The organism is Pseudomonas sp. BN505, from assembly GCF_029873175.1.
GTDB lineage: Bacteria > Pseudomonadota > Gammaproteobacteria > Pseudomonadales > Pseudomonadaceae > Aquipseudomonas > Aquipseudomonas putida.
In genome coordinates, this window is record NZ_SSOI01000070.1 from 261,628 (window position 1) to 285,391 (window position 23,764).

General features: G+C 62.9%; 21 protein-coding genes. 12 read left to right on the top strand and 9 right to left on the bottom strand.

Annotated features, from left to right (window positions below):
- Positions 1 to 35: 35 nt before the first annotated feature.
- Positions 36 to 629: a nitroreductase family protein gene (locus E8E78_RS27745; protein WP_016498372.1), complete on the top strand. Its 594-nt coding sequence runs from the start codon at positions 36 to 38 to the stop codon at positions 627 to 629.
- 113 nt (positions 630 to 742) lie between these two features.
- Here E8E78_RS27745 and E8E78_RS27750 read toward each other — a convergent pair whose 3' ends face one another.
- The 4 genes from E8E78_RS27750 to E8E78_RS27765 form a co-directional block, all read right to left on the bottom strand.
- Complete coding sequence (locus tag E8E78_RS27750) at positions 743 to 1,675, bottom strand: D-2-hydroxyacid dehydrogenase (RefSeq protein ID WP_049276910.1); 933 nt, start codon at positions 1,673 to 1,675, stop codon at positions 743 to 745.
- A gap of 2 nt (positions 1,676 to 1,677) precedes the next feature.
- Positions 1,678 to 1,971, bottom strand: a complete 294-nt coding sequence (locus tag E8E78_RS27755; RefSeq protein WP_049276907.1) for a YcgL domain-containing protein — start codon at positions 1,969 to 1,971, stop codon at positions 1,678 to 1,680.
- The gene (gene rnd, locus E8E78_RS27760) at positions 1,968 to 3,101 is read right to left on the bottom strand and encodes a ribonuclease D (protein WP_049276906.1); all 1,134 of its coding nucleotides are present in this window, start codon (positions 3,099 to 3,101) and stop codon (positions 1,968 to 1,970) included. The genes E8E78_RS27755 and rnd overlap by 4 nt, the downstream gene beginning before the upstream one ends.
- Before the next feature lie 225 nt (positions 3,102 to 3,326).
- Positions 3,327 to 4,964: a phosphoethanolamine--lipid A transferase gene (locus E8E78_RS27765; protein ID WP_049276905.1), complete on the bottom strand. Its 1,638-nt coding sequence runs from the start codon at positions 4,962 to 4,964 to the stop codon at positions 3,327 to 3,329.
- A gap of 252 nt (positions 4,965 to 5,216) precedes the next feature.
- On the opposite strand from E8E78_RS27765, the gene E8E78_RS27770 reads away from it, so the two are divergent.
- Positions 5,217 to 5,453 (top strand): YdcH family protein, encoded by a 237-nt coding sequence (locus E8E78_RS27770; protein ID WP_016498367.1) that lies wholly within the window; start codon positions 5,217 to 5,219, stop codon positions 5,451 to 5,453.
- Between the two features lie 193 nt (positions 5,454 to 5,646).
- On the opposite strand, the gene E8E78_RS27775 is transcribed toward E8E78_RS27770, so the two are convergent.
- The gene (locus E8E78_RS27775; protein ID WP_049276904.1) at positions 5,647 to 6,828 is read right to left on the bottom strand and encodes an aminotransferase class I/II-fold pyridoxal phosphate-dependent enzyme; all 1,182 of its coding nucleotides are present in this window, start codon (positions 6,826 to 6,828) and stop codon (positions 5,647 to 5,649) included.
- 92 nt (positions 6,829 to 6,920) lie between these two features.
- On the opposite strand from E8E78_RS27775, the gene E8E78_RS27780 reads away from it, so the two are divergent.
- On the top strand, positions 6,921 to 7,379 hold the full coding sequence (locus tag E8E78_RS27780) for an Lrp/AsnC family transcriptional regulator (protein WP_049276903.1): 459 nt from the start codon (positions 6,921 to 6,923) through the stop codon (positions 7,377 to 7,379).
- A gap of 109 nt (positions 7,380 to 7,488) precedes the next feature.
- Here the strand turns inward: E8E78_RS27780 and E8E78_RS27785 are convergent, their stop codons facing one another.
- A complete protein-coding gene (locus tag E8E78_RS27785; protein ID WP_049276902.1) occupies positions 7,489 to 9,819 on the bottom strand; it encodes an FdhF/YdeP family oxidoreductase in 2,331 nt (776 codons plus the stop codon).
- A 336-nt stretch (positions 9,820 to 10,155) separates the two neighbouring features.
- Here E8E78_RS27785 and moaA point away from each other — a divergent pair, with 336 nt between their 5' ends.
- The 3 genes from moaA (at position 10,156) to E8E78_RS27800 (ending at position 13,221) form a co-directional block, all read left to right on the top strand.
- Entirely contained in the window at positions 10,156 to 11,160 is a 1,005-nt protein-coding gene (moaA, locus tag E8E78_RS27790; RefSeq protein ID WP_080983729.1) for a GTP 3',8-cyclase MoaA, read from the top strand.
- Between the two features lie 20 nt (positions 11,161 to 11,180).
- Complete coding sequence (locus E8E78_RS27795; RefSeq protein WP_049276900.1) at positions 11,181 to 12,080, top strand: bestrophin family protein; 900 nt, start codon at positions 11,181 to 11,183, stop codon at positions 12,078 to 12,080.
- A gap of 115 nt (positions 12,081 to 12,195) precedes the next feature.
- Positions 12,196 to 13,221 carry an RHS repeat-associated core domain-containing protein gene (locus tag E8E78_RS27800; RefSeq protein ID WP_080983728.1) on the top strand — a complete coding sequence of 342 codons (1,026 nt, stop codon included), beginning with the start codon at positions 12,196 to 12,198 and terminating at the stop codon, positions 13,219 to 13,221.
- Between the two features lie 60 nt (positions 13,222 to 13,281).
- Here E8E78_RS27800 and moaB read toward each other — a convergent pair whose 3' ends face one another.
- Positions 13,282 to 13,818 carry a molybdenum cofactor biosynthesis protein B gene (moaB, locus tag E8E78_RS27805; RefSeq protein WP_049276898.1) on the bottom strand — a complete coding sequence of 179 codons (537 nt, stop codon included), beginning with the start codon at positions 13,816 to 13,818 and terminating at the stop codon, positions 13,282 to 13,284.
- 140 nt (positions 13,819 to 13,958) lie between these two features.
- Between moaB and E8E78_RS27810 the strand changes: the two genes are divergently transcribed.
- A complete protein-coding gene (locus tag E8E78_RS27810) occupies positions 13,959 to 14,846 on the top strand; it encodes a LysR family transcriptional regulator (RefSeq protein WP_049276897.1) in 888 nt (295 codons plus the stop codon).
- On the opposite strand, the gene E8E78_RS27815 is transcribed toward E8E78_RS27810, so the two are convergent.
- Entirely contained in the window at positions 14,834 to 15,616 is a 783-nt protein-coding gene (locus E8E78_RS27815) for an AraC family transcriptional regulator (RefSeq protein ID WP_049276895.1), read from the bottom strand. The two genes, E8E78_RS27810 and E8E78_RS27815, sit on opposite strands and share 13 nt — an antisense overlap.
- A 368-nt stretch (positions 15,617 to 15,984) precedes the next feature.
- On the opposite strand from E8E78_RS27815, the gene E8E78_RS27820 reads away from it, so the two are divergent.
- The 5 genes from E8E78_RS27820 (at position 15,985) to E8E78_RS27840 (ending at position 22,546) form a co-directional block, all read left to right on the top strand.
- The gene (locus E8E78_RS27820; RefSeq protein ID WP_016498358.1) at positions 15,985 to 17,598 is read left to right on the top strand and encodes an APC family permease; all 1,614 of its coding nucleotides are present in this window, start codon (positions 15,985 to 15,987) and stop codon (positions 17,596 to 17,598) included.
- A 23-nt stretch (positions 17,599 to 17,621) separates the two neighbouring features.
- On the top strand, positions 17,622 to 18,548 hold the full coding sequence (locus E8E78_RS27825) for a 4-hydroxyproline epimerase (RefSeq protein ID WP_049277653.1): 927 nt from the start codon (positions 17,622 to 17,624) through the stop codon (positions 18,546 to 18,548).
- A gap of 41 nt (positions 18,549 to 18,589) precedes the next feature.
- Entirely contained in the window at positions 18,590 to 19,537 is a 948-nt protein-coding gene (locus tag E8E78_RS27830; RefSeq protein WP_049277651.1) for a dihydrodipicolinate synthase family protein, read from the top strand.
- 181 nt (positions 19,538 to 19,718) lie between these two features.
- Positions 19,719 to 21,296: an aldehyde dehydrogenase (NADP(+)) gene (locus E8E78_RS27835; RefSeq protein ID WP_061203437.1), complete on the top strand. Its 1,578-nt coding sequence runs from the start codon at positions 19,719 to 19,721 to the stop codon at positions 21,294 to 21,296.
- A 2-nt stretch (positions 21,297 to 21,298) separates the two neighbouring features.
- A complete protein-coding gene (locus tag E8E78_RS27840) occupies positions 21,299 to 22,546 on the top strand; it encodes an FAD-dependent oxidoreductase (protein ID WP_049278134.1) in 1,248 nt (415 codons plus the stop codon).
- Between the two features lie 118 nt (positions 22,547 to 22,664).
- On the opposite strand, the gene xenA is transcribed toward E8E78_RS27840, so the two are convergent.
- Complete coding sequence (gene xenA, locus E8E78_RS27845) at positions 22,665 to 23,756, bottom strand: xenobiotic reductase XenA (RefSeq protein ID WP_041167628.1); 1,092 nt, start codon at positions 23,754 to 23,756, stop codon at positions 22,665 to 22,667.
- Positions 23,757 to 23,764 lie beyond the last annotated feature (8 nt).

Consider the following 23,764-nt stretch of genomic DNA (forward strand, 5'->3'; position numbering starts at 1 on the left):
GCGTGCCGCTTTCCCGTACGTTTGCAGGAGCTGTCATGAGCGCCACCCCCCGCATTGCCGATTACGCCATCAACGAACAGTTCATCAACCGCTGGTCGCCACGCGCCTTCACCGCCGAGCCGATCAGCGAAGAAACCCTGCTGAGCTTCCTGGAAGCCGCACGCTGGGCACCGTCGGCGTACAACTCGCAGCCTTGGCGCTTCCTGTATGCACGTCGCGACACGCCGAACTGGGAGCGCTACCTGAACCTGCTGGTGCCGTTCAACCGCAGCTGGGCGCAACAAGCCTCGGCGCTGGTGCTGATCATTTCCAAGACCACCTTTGCAGCCCCGGGCGCCACAGAAGAAAAACCGGCGCTGTGGCACACCTTCGACACAGGTTCCGCCTGGGGCCACCTGGCCCTGCAGGCCAGCATCAGCGGCTGGCATACCCATGGCATGGCCGGATTCGACCAGGACCTGGCGCGTCAGGAACTGAAGGTTCCCGAGGGCTACGTGCTGCATGCCATGGTGGCGATTGGCAAGCTGGGTGACAAGGCCAGCCTGGATGAAGCGCTGCAGTCGCGTGAAGTGCCAAGCCCGCGCAAGCCGTTGAGCGAGCTGGCTGCCGAGGGTGATTTCAGCCTGTAAGGCCTGTGTAGGCTGCACTGGCCTCTTCGCAGCACAAGGCTGCTCCTACAGGATCTCCATCGCCGGGTAGGAGCAGCCTTGTGCTGCGAAGAGGCCAATACCGGCACTACAAATCAGTAGCCCTTGACGAAGTCCACTTCCCCACGCAACCCCTGCCCCGCTTCATAAGCCCGCACATTCTCGACAAACAACCGCACCATCGCCGCCGGCGAGGTGGGTGCCGAACTGTGCCCGGTCAGCAACAGCCCCCAGGCGGTCCAGAACGGGTGTTGTTTGGGTAGTGGTTCCTGCCGGCAGACATCAATCACCGCACCGGCCAGATGGCCTTCCTTCAGCGCTTCGACCAGGTCGGCATCGACCACAGCCACGCCACGCCCGGCATTGATGAACAACGCCGTGGGCAGGAAGCACTTGAACAGCGCCGCGTCATACAGGTCATGGGTAGCCGGGGTGTCCGGCAGCAGGTTGATCACGTAGTCGACCTGGCCAACCATGCGCGGCAAGTCGGCCAGGGCCGCCACCTCGACGAACGGTGCCTGTTCCCGGGCGGTGCTGGCCACACCGTACAGCACCACACCAAACGGTTGCAGGAACTCGGCCACACGCTGGCCAATGTCGCCGGTGCCGACAATCAGCACTTTGCGCCCTTCCAGCGTGCGCCCCGGGCGGTCATCCCAGCGCCGCTCGACCTGGCTGACCAGGCGCGACAGCACCTCGCGCTCATGACCAAGCATGTAGGTCAGCATGTACTCGGCCATCACCTGGCCGAAAATGCCCACCGCACGGGTCAGGCGATAGTCACGCGGCAGGCCGTCGGCCAGCAACGGCGTGATACCGGCCCACGTCGATTGCATCCACTGCGGCTTGAGGCCCTGGCGCAGCAAGCTTGCCAGCAGGTCCGGCTGGCCCAGCCACACCGTGCACTGCGATGCCTGCTGCGCCAGTTCGGCGGAGTCACCGCTGGTCAGGATTTCCACTTCAGGCGCTGTTTCACGCAATAGCCCGGCGTATCGAGCATGCTCATGCTCAGCAATCAGTACACGCATGGTCAGACCGGGTCGTTACGGCGCAGCAGCTCTTCGGGCAGGTGCTCGATGTACTCATCTTCCAGCGGCGGCATCTGCAGGTGGTAGCCCTGGTTGTCGAGGTTTTCCAACACCTTGGTGATGTCCTCGCGGGCCAGCTTGCGCTCGGGGCTGAGCACCAGGTCAAACGCGTGGATGGGGGTACCGAAGGCCGGCAGCAGCCCTTCGGGCACGCGCTCCAGGCCCTCGGCCTTGAGCACGTAGAGGTACATTTCGTTCTTGCGGGGGCTCTTGTAGATCGAGCAAATGCGTTTCATCGGGTCTCTCCGGCACCTGCGAGGTTGTCCAGCAGGGCCTGGCCCATGCGCTCACGGCGCCAGCCGCGCAGCGAATCGGGCAGTTGATAAGGGCCATTGGGGTAGCCACTCTTGAGCAGCGCCTCCAGGGCTTTCTTGCGCAGCATCAGCTCGGGGGCAATGCCCAGGCGCTCACCTTCGGCCTGGCCGATGGCACGCAGCTGCTTGAGGACGCCGGCGGCCTCGATCGGCAATGGCTCGGGCAACGGCGCTGGCCACTGCTCGGCAGGCAGGCTGCCGGCACGCTTGATCAGCTGGATGAGAAACTCACCGTCCTGACGAATGGTGCGCGGGTGCATCTCGTCGATCTTGGCCAGCGCCGACAGGTTGCCTGGCTGGCTCTTGGCCATGGGCCACAACGAGTGTTCCTTGAGGATGCGGTTACGCGGCACATCGCGGTTGCGGGCTTCGCGCTCGCGCCAGGCGCACAGTTCACGCAGCACCGCCAGTTGCTGGGGGGCCAACTTCCAGGCGAGCTTGACGTCGCGGTACAGGCTTTCGGGCTCGACTTCACGACGCAATGCGGCCACCAGTTCGGCACCGTCCTCCAGCACCCAGGCGTACTTGTCGTCGGACAAGCGCGGGCGCAGCGCGGTGAACAGCTCGGCCAGGTGCACGGCATCCTCGGCAGCGTAGCTGACCTGGGTTTCCGAGAGCGGGCGCTGCAGCCAGTCGGAACGGGTCTCGCCCTTGGGCAGCTCGATACCCAGCACCTCTTGCACCAGGCGCGAATAGCCCATGCTGAAGCCCAGGTTCAGGTAACCGGCAGCCAGCTGGGTGTCGAACAGCGGCTGCGGCAGCTTGCCGGTCAGGCGCAGCAGCACTTCAAGGTCTTCGCTGCAGGCGTGCAGCACCTTGACCACGCCACTGTCTTCCAGCAGGTCGGCCAAGGGCTGCCAGTTGCCGATCAACAGCGGGTCGATCAGGAAGGCCCGCTGGCCGTCACCGATCTGAATCAGCCCGGCTTTCGGGTAAAAGGTGTCGACCCGCATGAATTCGGTGTCGACGGCGACAAAGGGCAGTTGGTGCCAGTCGCGGCAGTGTTCGGCCAGGCTCTGGTCGTCACGGATCCAGTGAATTTCGATGGCCACGAGGCTCTCCCACTAACATTGGCGCGCAGTATATACGGCGCGGGCACTGCTGGTGAAACCTGCGCCATCCCTGGAGTAGATAAACGGCGCTGCAAACCGGCCCTTTTTTGTAGGAGCAGCCTTGTGCTGCGAAAGGGCCGGTGCAGGCATTCTGGTAATGGGCTGGCTGTACCGGCCTATTCGCAGCACAAGGCTGCTCCTACTGGGGGAGGTACAGCCATGCATTCAGCGCTTGGCCGCCAGCCAAGGCCGGCAGCTGGCGAACAGGTCCAGCGACTGCTGGTAGAGCTCGGTGTGCACCTGTAACAGGCCGAGCATGGAGTGGAACAGGTTGTCCTGCGACAGCGGGGCATCGCTGAGCTTGGCCAGGCAGTCGGTGTCGAGGCCGAAGTCTTCCTTGTAGCTGTCGGAGAACCAGGTCAGCAGCGGCACGTGCTTCTGCTGCTCTGGGGCGATGGCGTAAGGTGTGCCGTGCAGGAACAGGTTGTACTCGCCCAGCGACTCGCCATGGTCGGACAGGTAGATCATGGCCGTGTCGACTTTGTCCTGTTTGCTGCGCAAGGTGTCGATCAGCGACGCCAGCACCTTGTCGGTGTAGGCCAGGGTGTTGTCGTAGCCGTTGATGATTTCCTGCTCGCTGCACTGGTTCAGCGCGTTGCTCTGGCACACCGGCGTGAAGCGCTCGCCGCCATTGGGGTAACGCTTGAAGTATTCCGGGCCGTGGCTGCCCATCTGGTGCAGCACCAGCACGGTATCCTTGTCGAGGTTGTCGATCAGCTCGTCCAGGCCTTGCAGCAGGATCTGGTCATGGCATTCGCCATTGGCGCACAGCTGGGGGTCCTTGAGGTTGCTGACATCAATGAACTGCACGCGGTCGCAGGTACCCTTGCAGCCTGACTGGTTGTCACGCCATTGCACGGCCAGGCCGGCACGCTGAAGGATGTCCAGCAGCCCTTCGCGGTTCTTCGCCACGCGGGCGTCGTAATCCTTGCGCTTCATGCCCGAGAACATGCACGGCACCGAAACTGCCGTTTCCGTACCGCACGAGTGCACGTCGGAAAACGCCAGCAGGCCCTGTTCCCTGGCCAGTTTCGGCGTGGTATCGCGGTCATAGCCCAGCACGCCGAAATGGTCTGCACGGGCACTTTCACCCACCACCAGCACTGTCAGCGACTTGCGCTCATGTTTTTGCCAGGCGGCATCACGCTTGGCATCTTCGCCATAGTGCTGGAACGGGCGCGAAGCAGTACCGACTCGCTCGCTGACATAACCAATGGAGGCCCCGACGATATTGCTCGGGGTCAGCATCAGACGCAGTTCGTGGTGGTTGCGAAACAGCGATGACAAGCCTTGATAGTTGATCAGCGCTACCGAGCCAAGGGCCACCACACAGGCACCACTGACCACCAGCTTGCCCAGCAGCTCACGGTGCCAGGGGCGGTAGGCGACAGGCGCTTTCCACAGCAGCACCGAAGGCAATACACCCAGCAGCAGGATATAGGCAGCAAACTTCAGCGACATCAAGTCGCGCACTTCTGCAACATTGGTCTCCGCCATATTGCGGAACATGCCGGCATCAATAAGTACACCGTACTGGTTCATGAAGTAAGCCACACCCGCGCCACTCATGAACAACACGATAAGTACGGGTTTCAATACATAGCGGAAGGCAAACAAGGTGAGGATCAAATTGAAGGCAAACAACATCAGCACGGCAAATGCCAGGCTCAGCCACAGCCCCGACAGGCCGGCGGGCACGACCGCTTGCAGATGCTCCCAAAGGAACATGTTGAAGCCAATCAGCAGGTAAAGGCTGGCCAGCAGCGTGACCCATTCAGTCCGCAGGGATTTGAAGTTGAGCATCAGTGTTCGCAATCAAGAGTGATTATCAACCCCCAGGCCGCATGGCACCGCGGGAAAGTTGGGCGAACTCTAGAAAGCGCGTCATCAATTTTTCGTGAAAAGGACGGTAACAATTTAGTGAAGCTGCGTCTTTTATCAATTACCTGACAGCAGTTCAGCTGGCATTCAGCCTGGCAGCCGTCACAAGCCTGCGCAAACGCGGCTATCCTCAGTGGTCAGGACCTTACCGACAACCCTGACAGAGGTGAAGAAATGCCAGTTCCGCATGATCTGCTCGCTGACCTGCACGTTACCGCTGATGCATTCCAGGCGCTCATAGACAAGGACCCGACGCTGCACACGCTGCACAAGGAATACAACGCCAAGGACAAGGAGGTGGTCGCCGCCGAAGGCAACGGTACCAACGACGACGCCGTCAACCGTCTGCGCAAGGAACGGTTGCTGATCAAGGACAAGATCGAACGGATCATCCATCCGCCCAAATCCTGACAAGCATTCATTGAATCCAAGGGCCTCTTCGCGGGTAAACCCGCTCCCACAGGGACCGCGCAACACCTGAGGGAAGTGAATTACCTGTGAATAGGTCAACCCGGCAACAACCCCTCCCACAGGTACAGCACCAAGCCTGCAAGCAATGCAGTACCTGTGGGAGCGGGTTCACCCGCGAAGAGGCCAGCAGCCCTTACACTGCAGCCAGGGCTTTCAGTGCACCATCCAGGTCCTCGATCAGGTCGCGGTAATCCTCGATCCCCATCGACAGCCGCAGCAGGTTCTCGCTGATCCCCATCACGCCTTTCTGCTCCGGGCTCAGCGAGCAGTGCGACATGGTCCACGAGTGGTTGATCATGCTCTCCACCCCGCCCAGCGAGTCCGCCAGCACAAAAATCTGCAACGCCTCCACCAGGCGGTTGAGCGCGGCCCTGTCACCCTTGACCTTCATCGCCACCACCGCCCCGCCACTGCGCATCTGGCGTTTGCACAGTTCATGCTGGGGGTGGCTTTCCAGCCCCGGGTAATACACCTGCTCGATCTGCGCATGCCCTTCGAGGAAGCGTGCCACCTGCAGGGCGTTGCTGCATTGGCGTTCCATGCGCACATCCAGGGTTTTCAGGCCGCGCAGGGCTAGGTAGCAGTCGAACGGCCCCTGCACCGCGCCAATCGCCATGCTGATGCGGCGCAGGCGCGCCAGCAGCGCATCATTGGCCGCCACTACCACGCCACCGGTCAGGTCGGAGTGGCCGCCGATGTACTTGCTGGCCGAGTGCATCACCAGGTCCACGCCCAGGGTGATCGGGCGCTGGTTCCACGGTGAGCAGAAGGTGTTGTCGATGCAGGTAAGGATACCCCGCGCCCTGGCCAGGTCGCACACGGCCTTGATGTCGACCAGGTGCAGCAACGGGTTGGTCGGCGACTCGATCCAGATCAGCTGGGTTTCCGGCTTGATGGCGGCGGCCACGGCCTCAAGGTCGTTGAGGTCGACATAGGTGGTGGTCAGGCCCGAGGTACGGCTGCGGTAGTCTTCCAGGATGCGGAAGGTGCCGCCATACACGCCGTTCATCACTACCACATGGGAATCCTTGGGCAGCAGCTCCAGCACCGTCGCAGTGGCATTCACCCCCGAGGCACAGGCCACCGCGCCCACGCCTTCCTCCAGGGCGGCAACACAGGTTTCGTAGGCATGCCGGGTGGGGTTGCCGACCCGGCTGTAGGAGTATTCCGGCTTGTCGTCCAGGCTGCACTTGGTGAACGAGCTGGCAGTGACGATGGCCGGGAAGATGGCGTTTTCGGCGACGCTGAACTGCTCGCCGGCGTGAATGGTACGGGTGGCGAAATTGCGCGGCTTGTCGGACATGGTCAGGCCCATTGGCAGAGTGAAGGCTGCAACTATCGCACAACCCAAATCTTCTGGCCTTGGGGTAATCTGTGAAAAATTTTTCTACACGGCTCGCGCGCGATATGGACAGTTTCGACCAGCACATTCTTACCCTGCTACAGCGCGATGCCTCGATCTCGCTCAAGGACCTGGCCGAGGCCGTCAACCTGTCCACCACGCCGTGCTGGAAGCGGGTCAAGCGCCTGGAAGAAGAAGGCTACATACTTGGCCGTGTCGCCCTGCTGGACCCCGAACGGCTAGGGCTGGGGCTGACGGTGTTCGTCCAGCTCAAGACCCAGCGCCACGACAGCGCCTGGCTGGAGCAGTTTGCCGCGACCGTGACCGGGTTCGAGGAAGTGATGGAGTTTTACCGCATGTCGGGGGACTGGGATTACATGCTGCGGGTGGTGGTGGGGGATATTGCGGCGTATGACCGGTTCTACAAAAAGCTGATTACCCGTACCGATGGGCTGTCGAACATCACCTCCAGTTTTGCCATGGAGCAGATGAAATACACCACGGCCTACCCGGTGCATCGGTGATCAAGGACTGCTTTGCAGCCCATTCGCGGCACAAGGCCGCTCCTACAGGGGAATGCGATCACCTGTAGGAGCGGCCTTGTGCCGCGAAGAGGCCAGCTCAGGCAACCGGTCAATCCGAAGCCAACACCGCGGCAATGCGGTTCCCCGTCTTGGCTTTCTCGACCTTGATGGCCACAAATTTCGAGGTCGGGGTGTAGGTCCCCTCGCCATAACTTTCCAGCGGCACCAGTGGGTTGGTCTCCGGGTAATACGCCGCCGCCTGCCCCTCAGGCACGTCATACGCCACCAGGCGGAACCCCGACACCCGCCGCTCCACGCCATCCTCCCACAGCGACACCAGGTCCACCTGCTCACCCGGCTCGAAGCCCAGGCGGCGGATGTCGGCCTCGTTGACGAACACCACTTCACGCAGGCCGAACACCCCGCGGTAGCGGTCATCCAGGCCATACAGGGTGGTGTTGTACTGGTCATGCGAGCGCAGCGTCTGCAGGATCAGGTCGGGCTTGTCACCCCGCGCCAGTACCTTGGCGTTGACCAACTCTTCCGGCAGTGCGTGGGGCATGAAGCGGGCCTTGCCCGTGGCCGTGCGGAAGTTGCGATCGGCGGCATTGTTGCCCAGGTGGAAACCGCCCGGGCTGTGCAGGCGTTGGTTGAAGCCGGTGAAACCCGGGATCACGTCGGCGATCATGTCACGAATGCGGTTGTAGTCGGCCACCGCATACTCCCAGTCGATCGGCTGATTGCCCAGCGTGGCCTTGGCCATGCCGGCGACGATCCACGGTTCGGAGCGCATGTGCGGCGAACGCGGGCGCAACTGGCCGTTGGAGATGTGCACCATGCTGAAGGTGTCCTCCACGGTCACGCCTTGCGGCCCTTCGGCCTGCAGGTCGATTTCGGTACGGCCCAGGCACGGCAAAATCAGCGCATCGCGGCCTGTCACCAGGTGCGAGCGGTTGAGCTTGGTGGAAATCTGCACGGTCAACGCGCAGTTCTGCAGGGCCGCGTGGGTGCGCGGGGTGTCCGGGGTGGCTTGGGCGAAGTTGCCGCCCAGGGCGATGAACACCTTGGCCCGGCCCTCTTCCATGGCCTTGATCGCCAGCACCGCATTGTGCCCGTGGGCCCGCGGCACGCGGAACTGGAAGCGTTTTTCGATGGCGTCGAGCAGCGCCGCCTTGGGCTTCTCGTCGATGCCCATGGTGCGGTCGCCCTGCACGTTGCTGTGGCCGCGCACCGGCGACAGGCCGGCGCCGGGCTTGCCGACGTTGCCGCGCAGCAGCTGCAGGTTGACGATTTCCTGCACGGTCGGCACCGAATGGCGGTGCTGGGTGACGCCCATGGCCCAGCACATGATCACCCGCTCGGCCTTGCGGTACATGCGTGCGGCCAGCTCGATCTCGGCCAGGGTCAGGCCCGACTGTTTGACGATGTGTTCCCACGAGGTAGCGTCCACCGCTGCCAGGTAGCCATCCACGCCGCTGGTGTGCTCGGCGATGAAAGCATGGTCGAACACCGCCGGCTCGCCCTTGGCCTGAGCTTCGCGCTCCCACTGCAAGAGGAATTTGGCAATGCCACGCATGGCCGCCATGTCACCACCCAAGGCCGGGCGGAAGTAGGCGCTGGACGTCGGCTCGGAGCCGTTGCTGAGCATTTCGAACGGGTGCTGCGGGTGCTGGAAGCGCTCCAGGCCACGCTCTTTGAGCGGGTTGAAGCACACCACCTGGGCCCCGCGCTTGACCGCCTCACGCAGCGGTTCGAGCATGCGTGGGTGGTTGGTGCCGGGGTTCTGGCCGATGACAAAGATGGCGTCGGCCAGCTCCAGATCGTGAAACACCACGGTGCCCTTGCCCACCCCGAGGGTTTCCGACATGCCGGCGCCGCTGGCTTCGTGGCACATGTTCGAGCAATCGGGGAAGTTGTTGGTGCCGTAAGCGCGCACGAAGAGCTGGTACAGGAACGCCGCCTCGTTGCTGGCCCGGCCCGAGGTGTAGAACTCGGCCTCATCGGGCGACTGCAGAGCACGCAGGTGCGTGGCGACCAGCTCGAAGGCCTCCTGCCAGGTGGTTTCGACATAGTGATCGGTGGCAGCGTCGTAGCGCATCGGGTGCGTGAGGCGGCCCTGGTATTCGAGCCAATAGTCGGTCTGGTCCTTCAGCGCGCTGACGCTGTACTTGGCGAAGAAGGCCGGGTCGACCGAGCGGCCGGTGGCTTCCCAGTTAACCGCCTTGGCGCCGTTTTCGCAGAACTTGACCATATCGCTTTCCGGCGACTCGCCCCAGGCACAGCCGGGGCAGTCGAAGCCGCCGTTCTGGTTGGTCTTGAGCATGGCCCGCAGGTTCTTGAAGGCATTTTCGCTGCCCAGCCAGCTTTTGGTGACGCTCTTGAGCGCCCCCCAGCCAGCGGCGGCGCCCTTGTAGTCCCTGATGTGTTCGTCCTGGCTCATGCGATGAATCCTCACGCTTCGATGCTTTTTTCCAGCCTATTGAGCGCGAGGCAGGGGCGTCCAATCGAAAGATCTTACGGTGTGATAAGCGGTTTCGATCATGGGCGGGAATGGGGTTGCAGTATTCGCGGGCACGCCCGCTCCCACAGGATTACCTTGCACCTCAGCCCTGTGATGTACCTGTGGGAGCGGGCATGCCCGCGAACGAGGCGACTCGGTGCAGGCTTGGGAATGCCATGATAGAGGCCGTCGATCAAGCAGTCGGACAAAGCAATTTGACGCACCTGCGGCCAGGTTATAGCTTGGAGTTGTGTCCCAACCCATTCGAGCGCGAACGTGGAACAGAACAGCCGGGCCCTGATCGACGGCTTCAACCGGAAAATCGACTACCTGCGGATGTCGGTCACCGACCGCTGTGACTTCCGTTGCGTGTACTGCATGGCAGAAGACATGCAGTTTCTGCCGCGCCAGCAAATCCTCAGCCTCGAAGAACTGTTCCAGGTGGCCGAGCGCTTCGTCGCCCTGGGCACCCGCAAGATCCGCCTGACCGGCGGCGAGCCATTGGTACGCCAGGGCATCGTCGAGTTGTGCGGGCGCATTGCCGCCCTGCCCGGCTTGCGTGAACTGTGCATGACCAGCAACGGCTCACAACTCGGGCGCCTGGCCCAGCCGCTGTTCGATGCCGGCGTGACGCGCCTGAACATCAGCCTCGACAGCCTGGACGCCGACCGCTTCAAGCAGCTGACCCGCACCGGCGACCTGCATCAGGTCATCGCCGGTATCGACGCCGCACGCAAGGCCGGGTTCAAGCGCACCAAGCTCAACTGCGTGGTGCTCAAGGGCCGCAACGATTATGAACTGGTCGACCTGGTGCGCTTCGCCATTGATCGCGAACTGGACATCACCTTCATCGAAGAAATGCCGCTAGGGGTGATCAGCGAGCACGAACGCGGCGAGTCGTTCTGCTCCAGTGATGAAGTACGTGAGCGCCTGGCTGAGCAGTTCACCCTGATCGAATCCACCGAATCCTCACAGGGCCCGGCCCGCTACTGGCGGCTGGCCGAAACCGCGAACACCCGAGTCGGCTTCATATCGCCGCACAGCCATAATTTCTGCGCCACCTGCAACCGCGTGCGCCTGACGGTCGAAGGCCGCCTGCTGCTGTGCCTGGGCAATGAACATTCGGTGGACTTGAAGCATGTGCTGCGCGCGCACCCTGGCAATGCCGAACGCCTGGAAAAGGCCATCCGCGATTCGCTGCACCTCAAGCCCTACCGTCATCACTTCGAAGTCGGTGGCGACGTGCAGATCCTGCGCTTCATGAACATGACCGGCGGCTAAGCGGCCGTCTCTGGAAATCCATGATCGTCCACCCAACCCCAGATGTGCTGCGCGTGCTGTTCACCCTCAAGGGTTCGATCGTCAAGCGCATTGCCCTGCGCTGCCTGATGGTGACCCTGCTGGCCGCGCTGATCGTGCTGATCGAGCGCCATTACCCGGCGTTTTTCTACCCGGTGAGTGCCACGCCGTTCACCTTGCTGGGCCTGTCGCTGTCGATCTTCATGAGCTTTCGCAACAACGCCTGCTATGACCGCTGGTGGGAGGGCCGCAAAGCTTGGGGCAAGCTGATTATCGAAACCCGCTCGTTCGTGCGTGAAAGCGTGGTCATTACAGATGAAAAACTGCGTAACCAACTGCTGCGTAGCCTGTGCGGTTTTGCCCATGCATTGAATGCGCGGCTGCGCGGTGAGGACGAACTGGCGGCTGCCCGGCCATGGCTCGCCCGACCAGAGGCGATCAGCCCGCACAACGTGTGCGATGGCATCCTGCGCGAAATTGGCCAGCATTGCTCAAGGCTGGCAGAGCAACAGCAGATCAGTGACTGGCGATACAGTTTGCTGGAGCAGCGACTGGTAGGGTTGACCGAAGTGCAGGCCACCTGTGAGCGGATCAAGGGTACACCCTTGCCGTTCCCCTATACGCTGCTGCTGCACCGTACCATCTACATCTTCTGCATTCTGCTGCCGTTTGCCCTGGCCGAGCCGCTGGGCTGGCTGGCGCCACTGTTCACCACCATCGTGGGGTACACGTTCTTCGGGCTGGATGCGATTGGCAACGAGCTGGAAGACCCGTTCGGGCGCGATGAAAATGATCTGCCGACCGATGCCATGGTGCGTACTGTGGAGCGGGATGTGCTTGCGGCGCTCGGAGTCGAGCCGCTGCCGCCGGTGCTCCTACCTGTGGACTATGTATTGCGCTGAGTAATTAAAAAAACCTGTTCGCATAGAATCCAGCTCTAAAGCCACTAGCATTTTTACTAGTTTTACAGAATCCAGAGGTTAGTTAAGGTGAGCTTATTTCTAGCGGAGCGCGCCCATGAAAAGCCCACATCCTCAACGCCTATTTTACAACAGCAACAAATTAAGCTCGATTATTCAAGACAAAGAACACACTGCCATCATGCACGGCAGCCAATTGCCACTTGCTGAAAAGGTACTAGCAGGCGGGGACGCAGTAGCCCACACCCGCATGCTAAGCACTGACCGCCTGGATTCCACCATAGTTAACTCGACAAACGCTGAGCAGCACGTATTAACATTCACCCCATACGGGTATATCGATCCACTTCAAATCAAGTCACTACTGGGCTTTACCGGCCAGCTGCGGCAAGCTGTGACAGGATGCTACCTATTAGGCAGCCGCCGAGCCTTCAACCCGATAACAATGAGATTCAACAGTTATGACGACCGAAGCCCTTTTGCAGAAGGTAATATCAATGGGTATGCTTATTGTGGGTGCGACCCTATAAACTACACTGACCCTTCCGGGAGATCGCGATGGGGTTGGATCAAGAAAAATATACTCCGAATAACCCCTAATACAGCAAAATACGATACCGCATTTGAGCGTGGCCGACAACAAGGCTACAACGAGGCCCGTTCTGCTAACCAATATGAGTATGAGCAAGGATTCGATGCCGGCCACACCACTGGGTTTGACAAAGGAATCAATGCCGGCCACAAGATTGGGTTTAACAAAGGAGTCATACAAGGAAATGAATACGGACATATGAACGGCATGAATTACGGCTCCGTATGGGGATTTGCAGAAGGCAAAATATCAGGAAGTAAAAGACTCAATCGTCCTCTTCAAACTTTTCCCGAACGAGCTGAGCACATCCTAACACTACCACTACCTCTCGGAAATGTAAGGAGCAAGTATTTTAATGCCAACCAAAATCAAATGATTAGCAACCTGGCCAACCTGCGGCATCAGGAGGCTGGACTACCACCGATCTATCCCCTTGATCTGAACATTAGCCCAACGTGGAACAGTGAAACATATATTCAATTTATTCGAGAGAGCAGGCATACATCCCCCTTCAACCCCACCGGTAGCTAAATCCTATCAAATGTCTGATCTTTGCAAATAGCAGGTAGATCTGTTCAAGGCAACTGAATACTACGCCTCACCCGCATTCTGACCGAGGATCAGATGTTTGACGAAGTTGCACGGCCGATGGCGGGCATCCAGCTGCTCGGCCAGAATCCCTTCCCATGCCGTACGACAGGCCCCGGTAGAGCCCGGCAGGCAGCACACCAACGTGTGGTTCGACAAACCTGCCAACGCCCGGCTCTGCACGGTCGAGGTGCCGATATCCAGAATCGACAACGCCCGGAACAGCTCACCAAAACCGTCGATGCGTTTGTCCAGCAGGCACTCGACTGCCTCCGGCGTGCTGTCTCGCCCGGTAAAGCCGGTGCCGCCCGTAATCAGCACCACCTGCACCTGCTCATCGGCAATCCAGGTCGCCACCTGGGCGCGGATCTTGTACAGGTCGTCCTTGAGCAGCGCCCGCGCCACCAGCCGGTGGCCGATCTCTACCGAACGGCTCGCCAGCAGCTCGCCAGAGGTATCGTTGTCGTAGGTACGGGTGTCGCTGACGGTCAGCACGGCGATGTTCAGCGGTATGAAGACTGCATCGGGTTGGACGCGCACGGTAAAGCTCCTTGAATGGCATTGTCGCCACGCTAGAGGCACGGCCCGAGGGCGTCCAATCAATATGGCGTACCGGGCGATCAATGACATCTATCGCAGACGTGGGTTAAGGTCTGCATAACCAGACGCCAGGCACTTTCATGGACATCAAGCAGCTCAAGTTCCTCATCGCCCTCGACCAGACCCGCCATTTCGGCCAGGCGGCGGCGTTGTGCCATATCACCCAGCCGACGCTGTCCATGCGCCTGCGCAACCTGGAGGACGAACTGGAGCTGGTGCTGGTCAAGCGTGGCCAGCGCTTCGAAGGTTTTACCGAGGCCGGCGAGCGCATCCTGGCCTGGGCCCGTACCCTGCTCGCCGCCCACGACGGCCTGCAGGCCGAGGCTGCCAGCTGCCGCGGCCAGGTGGTCGGCAGCCTGCGCCTGGGCACCGTGCCGCTGGCCAGCTTCAACCCCATGCACCTGCTGCTGCCCCTGCGCGAAAAATACCCCGAACTGCACTTTCAGCTCAGCTCGCTGAGCTCGGAACAGGTCATCGACGGGCTCAGCCGCAACCAGCTCGACCTGGGTATCTGCTACCTGGACCAGGTCAACACCAGCTTCTTTGAAGTGATCGAACTGGGCACTACCACCATGGGCCTGCTGCACGACACCCGGCACTTCCAGTTCGCCAGCGACCCGCTGCGCTGGGATGCACTCAGCGACATACCACTGGGCCTGCTGAGCAAAGGCATGCACTACCGTCAGTCTCTGGACCTGAGCTTCCGCAGCCGCGGCCTGGAGCCGAATGCGGTGCTGGAAAGCGACTCAACCTTCCAGCTGATCCAGGCCATCAACACCGGCATGTGCTGCGCGATCATGCCGCTGGACTGCGGCCTGGAAGACCTCAGCGAGCACCTGCGCATCGTGCCGGTGGCCGACGCCGCCATCCACAGCCCGGTCGGCCTGCTGTTGCGCCGCAGCGAGCCGCGCTCGGCGATTGCCGAACAGTGCTTCGCCGAGGCGCGGGCACTGTTTCAAGCCACCTGATCGCTGGTTGCCTGGCGGTACTGGCGCGGGGTAAAGCCGGTCAGTTGCTTGAACTGGCGGCTGAAGGCGCTGTGGTCGGTGTAGCCGCAGCACATCGCCACGTCCGTGATGGGCAGGTCCGAATGCAACAGGCGGTGGGCGTGTTCCAGGCGTGCCTTGTGGATCATCTGCCGGGGCGTGAGGTGGAACACCCGCTTGCAGTAGCGCTCCAGCTGGGCCACGGAAATACCGGCGATGCGGGTCAGCTCGCCCATGCTGATCGGCTGGTGAAAGTGCTGGCGAATGTGCTCGTCCACGGCGGCCAGCCGCTGATAGGCGGGGTGGCTGTCGGCGGCTGATTGCAGGTCGACCGAAATGCCGACCAGGCCGATGATCTCGCCCGCCTGGTTGTACAGCGGGCGCTTGTGGGTCAGGCACCAGCCGGGTTCACGGCTGCCGTACAGGTGCAGCTCCAGTTGGTCCTCCAGCACCCTCCCTTCCTTGAGCACCCGGCGGTCCTGTTCGGTGTAGCCGGGGCCGAGCTGTGCCGGGAATACCTCGGCACTGGTCTTGCCCAGCAACGGTTGCAGGCGCTTGAGGCCACAGCGCTGGACCAGGGTGTTGTTGGCCAGCACATAGCGGGCAGCCGGGTCCTTGATGAAGATGGCGGCGTTGGGGATGGCGTCGAGGATCGGCAGCAGCAGCGACACACCGGCAAGCAGGGCCTCGAGGGTGGCGGGGCGGTGCTGGTCGAGGGACTGGTAGAGGGTTGCCAGGGGGGTGTTGGTCATTTTCTCTATCTCGGTTTGCTGGGCGGGCCTCTTCGCAGCACAAGGCTGCTCCTACAGGCCTTGATAGCCATGCGGTCCTTGTAGGAGCAACCTTGTGCTGCGAAGAGGCCAGCACTGGCGCTGCATCTCTCAAACCCTTATCCGGTATGGCCTACAGCCTATCCACCAGCCCACCCTGGCCACCAGCTTTTTTTGCAACTGTGCCGATTTCGTCATCCCCCCTGCAGAAAATCATCAAGAACCGTCGCCCCGACCGGTTCACTCTATGCCCCACGCAAGCCGCCCAAGTCCTACAAGAGCGCGGCCCAAAAAGCCGCATCTCGTGACATCAGACCTGCCTATCCAATAACCAACAAAAAGGCGAACCCATGTCAGGCAAATTCAAAAAACAGTTATCACTGCTGGACCTCACCTTCATCGGCCTAGGGGCCATTTTCGGCTCCGGCTGGCTGTTCGCCGCCAGCCACGTGTCGGCCATCGCCGGCCCGGCCGGCATCCTCTCCTGGTTCCTCGGCGGGTTCGCCGTACTGCTGCTGGGCATCGTCTACTGCGAGCTGGGCGCCGCCTTGCCGCGTGCCGGTGGCGTGGTGCGCTACCCGGTTTACTCGCACGGCCCACTGCTCGGCTACCTGATGGGTTTCATCACCCTGATCGCCTTTTCCAGCCTGATCGCCATCGAAGTGGTCGCCTCACGCCAATACGCCGCCGCCTGGTTCCCCGGGCTGACCAAGGCCGGCTCCAGCGACCCGACCGTGCTTGGCTGGCTGGTGCAGTTCGCCCTGCTGGGGTTGTTCTTCTTCCTCAACTACCGCAGCGTGAAAACCTTCGCCAAGGCCAACAACCTGGTCAGCGTGTTCAAGTTCATCGTGCCGCTGCTGGTAATCGGCGTGCTGTTCACCTTCTTCAAGCCAGAAAACTTCGAGGTCCAGGGCTTTGCCCCGTTCGGCCTGTCCGGGGTGGAAATGGCCGTGTCGGCAGGCGGCATCATCTTCGCCTACCTGGGCCTGACGCCGATCATTTCAGTGGCCAGCGAGGTGAAGAACCCACAGCGCACCATCCCTATCGCACTGATTTTGTCGGTGCTGCTGTCCACCGCGATCTACGCCCTGCTGCAACTGGCCTTCCTCGGCAGCGTGCCCACCGAAATGCTGGCCAACGGCTGGGCCAGCGTGACCAAGGAACTGGCCTTGCCCTACCGTGACATCGCCCTGGCCCTGGGTGTGGGCTGGCTGGCCTACCTGGTGGTGGCCGACGCCGTGATCTCGCCCAGTGGCTGCGGCAACATCTACATGAACGCCACCCCGCGGGTGATCTACGGCTGGGCGCAAACCGGCACCTTCTTCAAGTACTTCACCCGCATCGATGCAGAATCCGGCATCCCGCGCCCGGCCCTGTGGCTGACGTTTGGCCTGTCGGTGTTCTGGACCCTGCCGTTCCCCTCGTGGGAAGCGCTGATCAACGTGGTATCGGCTGCCCTGGTACTGAGCTACGCCGTCGCCCCGGTCACCGTCGCCGCCCTGCGCCGCAATGCACCAGACATGCCGCGCCCGTTCCGGGTCAAGGGCATGGCCGTGCTCGGCCCGCTGTCGTTCATCATCGCCGCGCTGATCGTGTACTGGTCGGGCTGGAACACCGTGTCGTGGCTGCTGGCCCTGCAAATCGTGATGTTCGTGCTGTACCTGCTGTGCAGCCGTTTCGTACCCACCCAACACCTGTCGCTGGCCCAGCAAGTGCGCTCGTCGGCATGGCTGATCGGCTTCTACGCGGTGACCATCCTGCTGTCGTGGTTGGGCAGCTTCGGCGGCCTGGGTGTGCTCGGCCACCCGTTCGACACCGTGGCTGTGGCCGCCTGCGCGCTGGGCATCTACTACTGGGGCGCCGCGACTGGCGTGCCTGCCCACCTGGTGCGCCTGGAAGGTGAAGACGAAAGCGAAGCCGCCGCTGAAACCTATACCCGCCGCCCTGCCGCCGTCGCTTCCTGATCTTTTACGCAAGGGACAAGCCCATGAAACAGATACACGTCATCGACTCCCACACTGGCGGCGAACCGACCCGCCTGGTGATGAAGGGCTTCCCGCAACTGCACGGCCGCAGCATGGCCGAACAGCGCGACGAACTGCGCGAGCTGCACGACCCATGGCGCCGTGCCTGCCTGCTGGAGCCACGCGGCAACGATGTGCTGGTCGGCGCGCTGTATTGCCCACCGGTGTCGGCCGACGCTACCTGCGGGGTGATCTTCTTCAACAACGCCGGCTACCTGAACATGTGCGGCCACGGCACCATCGGCCTGGTAGCCTCGTTGCAGCACCTGGGCCTGATCGCACCGGGTGTGCACAAGATCGACACCCCGGTCGGCCAGGTCAGCGCCACTCTGCATGAAGACGGCGCCATCACCGTCGGCAACGTGCCCTCCTACCGCTACCGCCAACAGGTGGCGGTGGACGTGCCCGGCCATGGCGTGGTGCATGGCGACATCGCCTGGGGCGGCAACTGGTTCTTCCTGGTTTCCGAACACGGCCAGCGTATCGAGCTGGCCAACCGTGAGGCGCTGACCGAGTACACCTGGGCCATGCTCAAAGCCCTGGAAGCCCAGGGCATCACCGGTGAAAACGGCGCGCTTATCGACCACGTCGAGCTGTTTGCCGACGACGCCAACGCCGACAGCCGCAACTTCGTGATGTGCCCCGGCAAGGCCTACGACCGCTCGCCCTGCGGCACCGGCACCAGCGCCAAGCTGGCCTGCCTGGCCGCCGACGGCAAGCTTGCCGAAGGCCAGACCTGGGTACAGGCCAGTATCACCGGCAGCCAGTTCCATGGCCACTACGAGCGCGACGGCGAGCACATTCGCCCGTTCATCACCGGCCGCGCCTACATGACCGCCGACAGCACGCTGCTGATCGACGAACAGGACCCGTTCGCCTGGGGCATCTGACCCCGCCTTTTTCCGACTGAATACTGCGAGGAGTGACAACAATGACCAACAACATCTTCACCGGCACCATGCCCGCCCTGATGACCCCATGCACCGCCGAACGCAAGCCGGACTTCGACGCCCTGGTGCGCAAGGGCCGTGAACTGATCGAGGCCGGCATGAGCGCTGTGGTGTATTGCGGCTCGATGGGCGACTGGCCGCTGCTGACCGAGGCCGAGCGCCAGGCAGGCGTGGCGCGCCTGGTGGCCGCCGGCATCCCGACCATTGTCGGCACCGGCGCGGTAAACACCCGTGAAGCGGTAGCGCATGCCGCCCACGCCGCCGAAGTGGGCGCCGCCGGCCTGATGGTCATCCCTCGCGTGCTCAGCCGCGGTGCTTCGCTGATCGCCCAGAAACACCACTTCTCGGCCATCCTCGCGGCGGCGCCCAAGCTGCCAGCGGTGATCTACAACAGCCCCTACTACGGTTTTGCCACGCGCGCCGACCTGTTCTTCGAGCTGCGCCGCGAATTCCCCAACCTGATCGGCTTCAAGGAATTCGGTGGTGGCGCCGACCTGCGTTACGCCGCCGAACACATCACCTCCAAGGATGACGACGTGACGCTAATGGTCGGCGTGGACACCCAGGTGGTGCATGGCTTCGTCAACTGCAACGCCACCGGTGCCATCACCGGTATCGGCAACGCCCTGCCCCGCGAGGTGCTGCACCTGGTAAGCCTGAGCAAGCAGGCGGCCAAGGGCGACGCCAAGGCCCGCCGCCTGGCGCGCGAGCTGGAAGCGGCGCTGGCTGTGCTGTCGTCGTTCGATGAAGGCTGCGACCTGGTGCTGTACTACAAGCACCTGATGGTGCTGAACGGCGACAGCGAGTACAGCCTGCACTTCAACGAAACCGACGTGCTGACCGATGCCCAGCGCAACTATGCCGAACAGCAGTACGCGCTGTTCCGCAACTGGTACGCCAGCTGGTCGGCCGAGCAGAACATCGCCTGACCAAACCCCTGCTTGGGCCCTTGTAGGAGCGGCCTTGTGCCGCGAAGGGAAAGCAGCCCCAGCATTTCAGCGCAGACACACAAATTGCTGGGGCTGCTTTGCAGCCCTTCGCGGCACAAGGCCGCTCCTACAGGGGTTGCGGTTCACGTTGATACCCGAATTTGATTCACAAGGAGGCTACATGACCCTCACCGGCTACATGCTGATCGGCCAGACGCCGGTAACCGGCAGCCGCGAAGCCATCCGCGGCATCGACCCGGCCACCGGCCAGCCACTGGAACCGGCCTACCTGGGCGGCACCGGCGAACACGTGGCCCAAGCCTGCGCCCTGGCCTGGGCGGCGTTCGATGGCTACCGCGAAACCACGCTCGAACAACGGGCACAATTCCTCGAAACCATCGCCACCCAGATCGAAGCGCTGGGCGATGCCCTGATCGACCGCGCCGTGGCCGAAAGCGGCCTGCCCAAGGCGCGTATCCAGGGCGAGCGTGGCCGCACCTGTACCCAGCTACGCACCTTCGCCCGGGTAGTGCGGGCCGGTGAATGGCTGGATGTGCGGGTCGACAACGCCCAGCCAGAACGCCAGCCCTTGCCGCGCGCCGACCTGCGCCAGCGCCAGGTGGCCCTGGGGCCGGTAGCCGTGTTCGGCGCCAGCAATTTCCCGCTGGCCTTCTCGGTGGCCGGTGGCGACACCGCATCGGCATTGGCGGCTGGCTGCCCAGTGGTGGTCAAGGCCCACAGCGCCCACCCGGGCACCAGCGAACTGGTCGGCCAGGCGGTGGCGCAAGCGGTGAAGCTGTGCGGCTTGCCGGCCGGCGTATTCTCGCTGTTGTACGGCTCCGGCCGTGAAGTCGGCATCGCGCTGGTCAGCGACCCGCGCATCAAGGCCGTTGGCTTTACCGGCTCACGCAGCGGTGGTATCGCGCTGTGCCAGGCGGCCCAGGCCCGCCCGGAGCCGATCCCGGTGTACGCCGAAATGAGTTCGATCAACCCGGTGTTCCTGTTCGAGGCGGCCCTGCAGGCCCGTGCCGAAGCGCTGGCGCAAGGCTTCGTCGCCTCGTTGACCCAAGGTGCCGGCCAGTTCTGCACCAACCCCGGGCTGGTGATTGCCCCCCAAGGGCCGGCTTTACAGCGGTTTATCGACGCTGCCAGCGAGCACGTGCGCCAGGCCGCTGCGCAAACCATGCTCACCCCGGGCATCTTCAATGCTTACCAGGCCGGTGTCGGTGGCTTGGCAGGAAACGCCAATGCCCAGGCTGCGGCCAGCGGGCAGGCCGGGCAAGGCCCCAACCAATGCCAGGCGCAATTGTTCGTCACCCAAGCCGAAGCCTTCCTCGCCGACCCGGCGTTGCAAGCTGAAGTGTTTGGCGCGGCGTCGCTGGTGGTGGCGTGCGCCAGCGATGAACAGGTACACCAAGTGGCCGAGCACCTGGAAGGCCAGTTGACCGCTACCCTGCAACTGGACGATGCCGACATCGACCGCGCCCGTGCGCTGCTGCCGACCCTTGAACGCAAGGCTGGGCGCATTCTGGTCAATGGCTGGCCGACCGGCGTCGAGGTGTGCGATGCCATGGTCCATGGCGGGCCGTTCCCGGCCACCTCCGATTCCCGTACGACCTCGGTGGGCACGGCGGCGATCCTGCGGTTCCTGCGCCCGGTGTGCTACCAGGACTTCCCTGATGCCCTTCTGCCGCACGCATTGCAGCACGGCAACCCGCTGCAGCTGCGGCGCCTGCTCGACGGCAAACGGGAAGGCTGAGCATGGTCGAAAACCCTGAAGCCGATATCGCCGTGGTGGGCGCCGGGATTGTCGGCGTTGCCTGTGCCCTGCAACTGGCCCGCCAGGGCCGCCGGGTGCTATTGGTCGACCGCCAGGCACCCGGCCATGGGGCGTCCTATGGCAACGCCGGGCACCTGGCCACCGAGCAGGTGTTCCCGATTGCCGACCTGTCGATCCTCAAGCGCTTGCCGCGCATGCTGCTGGACCCGATGGGCCCACTGCGCCTGGACTGGAAGTACCTGCCCACGGCCATGCCCTGGTTCACCCGCCTGCTGCTCAACCTGCGCCCGGTGCCGTACCAGCGCAGTGTCGCCGGCATCCGCACGCTGAACGAAGGCAGCCTGGGTGCATGGCAGCGCCTGCTGGGCTCGATCGGGCGCAGCGACCTGTTCCAGGAAGATGGTTCGTTGCTGGTGTTCGAGAAGCCTGAGTCACGCCAGGCACTGGAGGCGTTGCGCACCCGCATGCAACAGCAGGCGGTGCCGGTGGACGTCTGGTCGGCCGAAACCGTGCGCGAGGCAGCGCCGCAACTGAGCCCGTCACTGCTGGGCGGGTTGTTCTTTCCGCGCACCGGGCACTTCATCGACCCTTACCGGGTTGTGTGCGAACTGTTCGAAGCGGCCAAGGCCAACGGCGTGCGCTTTGTTCAGGCGCAGGTCGATGGCGGGCAATTGCACAGTGCGGGCGTGAGCCTGGCCAGCGACCAGGGCACGCTCAATGCCCGCCAGGTGCTGATCAGCTGTGGTGCCCATTCTGCGAAACTGACCGCCGCGCTGACGGGCAAGCGGGTACTGCTAGACACAGAACGCGGTTACCACCTGATGTTGCCGGGTGAGCACCAGCGCCTGCCGTTTGCAGTCACCTCGCTGGAGCGCAAGTTCATCATGACGCCCATGGCTGAAGGCTTGCGCCTGGCCGGCACGGTGGAGTTCGCCGGGCTGGAGGCACCGCCAAGCATGCAACGGGCTTGGCAGTTGCACCGGTTGAGCAAGGGGTTGTTCCGGCAAGACTTGAGCGTCGAAGGGGCGACGCCGTGGATGGGCTTCCGGCCATCGTTACCGGACTCGCTGCCGGTGATCGACAGGGTGTGTGATGGGCGGGTGCTGTTGGCGTTTGGGCATCAGCACCTGGGGTTGACGCAGGCGGCGGTGACGGCGGAATGGGTGGGGCTGTTGGCTGAGCGGGCCGCTGGGCCTGAGATGGGAGCCTACCGGTTGGATCGGTTCTAGATTCGGGGGCCGCCGGGCGGCCCATTCGCGGCACAAGGCCGCTCCTACAAAAAGCACGCGTTATCCTGTAGGAGCGGCCTTGTGCCGCGAATGGGCTGCATGGCAGCCCCTCCAAGCCTCAGCGATAGCGCTCAAGCCAGTGCGCATACGGCGCCGGCAAGGTCCAGGAGGCTTTCTCCACCCCCAGTTCCTTGGCGGCAAAGTAGGCCCAGTGCGGGTCGGCCAGGTGCGCACGCCCTACCGAAACCAGGTCCAGCTGGTTTGCCTGCAACGCGGCCTCAGCCAGCTGCGGTGTGCCAAAGCCCCACGCCGAAGTCACCGGCAGCTTCGCCTCGCGGCGCACACGCTCGGCAATCGGCCCCATGAACGCCGGGCCCCACGGGATGTTGGTCTCGGGAATGGTGAAACCGACACTTACGCTCAGCAGGTCAAGGCCGCCAGCCTTGAAGCGGCGCGCCAGTTCGATCGACTCTTCCAGGGTCTGCTCGTCGCGGCCATCGTATTCCAGTACACCAAAGCGCGCGGTCAACGGCAGGTTCTCTGGCCATACTTCACGCACCGCAGCCAGGGTTTCCAGCAGGAAGCGGCTGCGGTTGTCGAAGCTGCCACCGTAGGCATCGGTCCGCTTGTTGGTGTGCTCGGAGAAGAAGCTCTGGCCCAGGTAGCCGTGGGCAAAGTGCAGTTCGATCCATTCGAAGCCGGCATCACGCGCACGGCGGGCGGCATCGACGAAGTCCTGCTTGACCCGGGCAATGTCGTCCAGGGTCATTTCGCGTGGCACTTTCGGCAGGTTCGCGCCAAAGGCAATGGCAGACGGGGCGATGGTTTCCCAGCCGCGCGCGTCGTCGGCGGCAATGTGGTCGTCACCCTCCCACGGGCGGTTGGCGCTGGCCTTACGACCGGCGTGGGCGATCTGGATGCCCGGCACCGAACCTGCAGCCTTGATGGCCTGTACCACCGGTACGAACGCCTGGGCGTGGGCATCGCTCCAGATACCGGCACAACCGGGGGTGATGCGACCTTCCGGTGCCACCGCCGTGGCCTCCACCACCAACAGACCGGCACCACCACGGGCCAGGCCGGCGTAGTGCACGTGGTGCCAGTCGTTGATCATGCCGTCTTCAGCCATGTATTGGCACATTGGCGGAATGGCGATGCGGTTACGCAGGGTGACGTCTTTGAGGGTATAGGGTTCGAACAGGGCGGACATGGGAAACT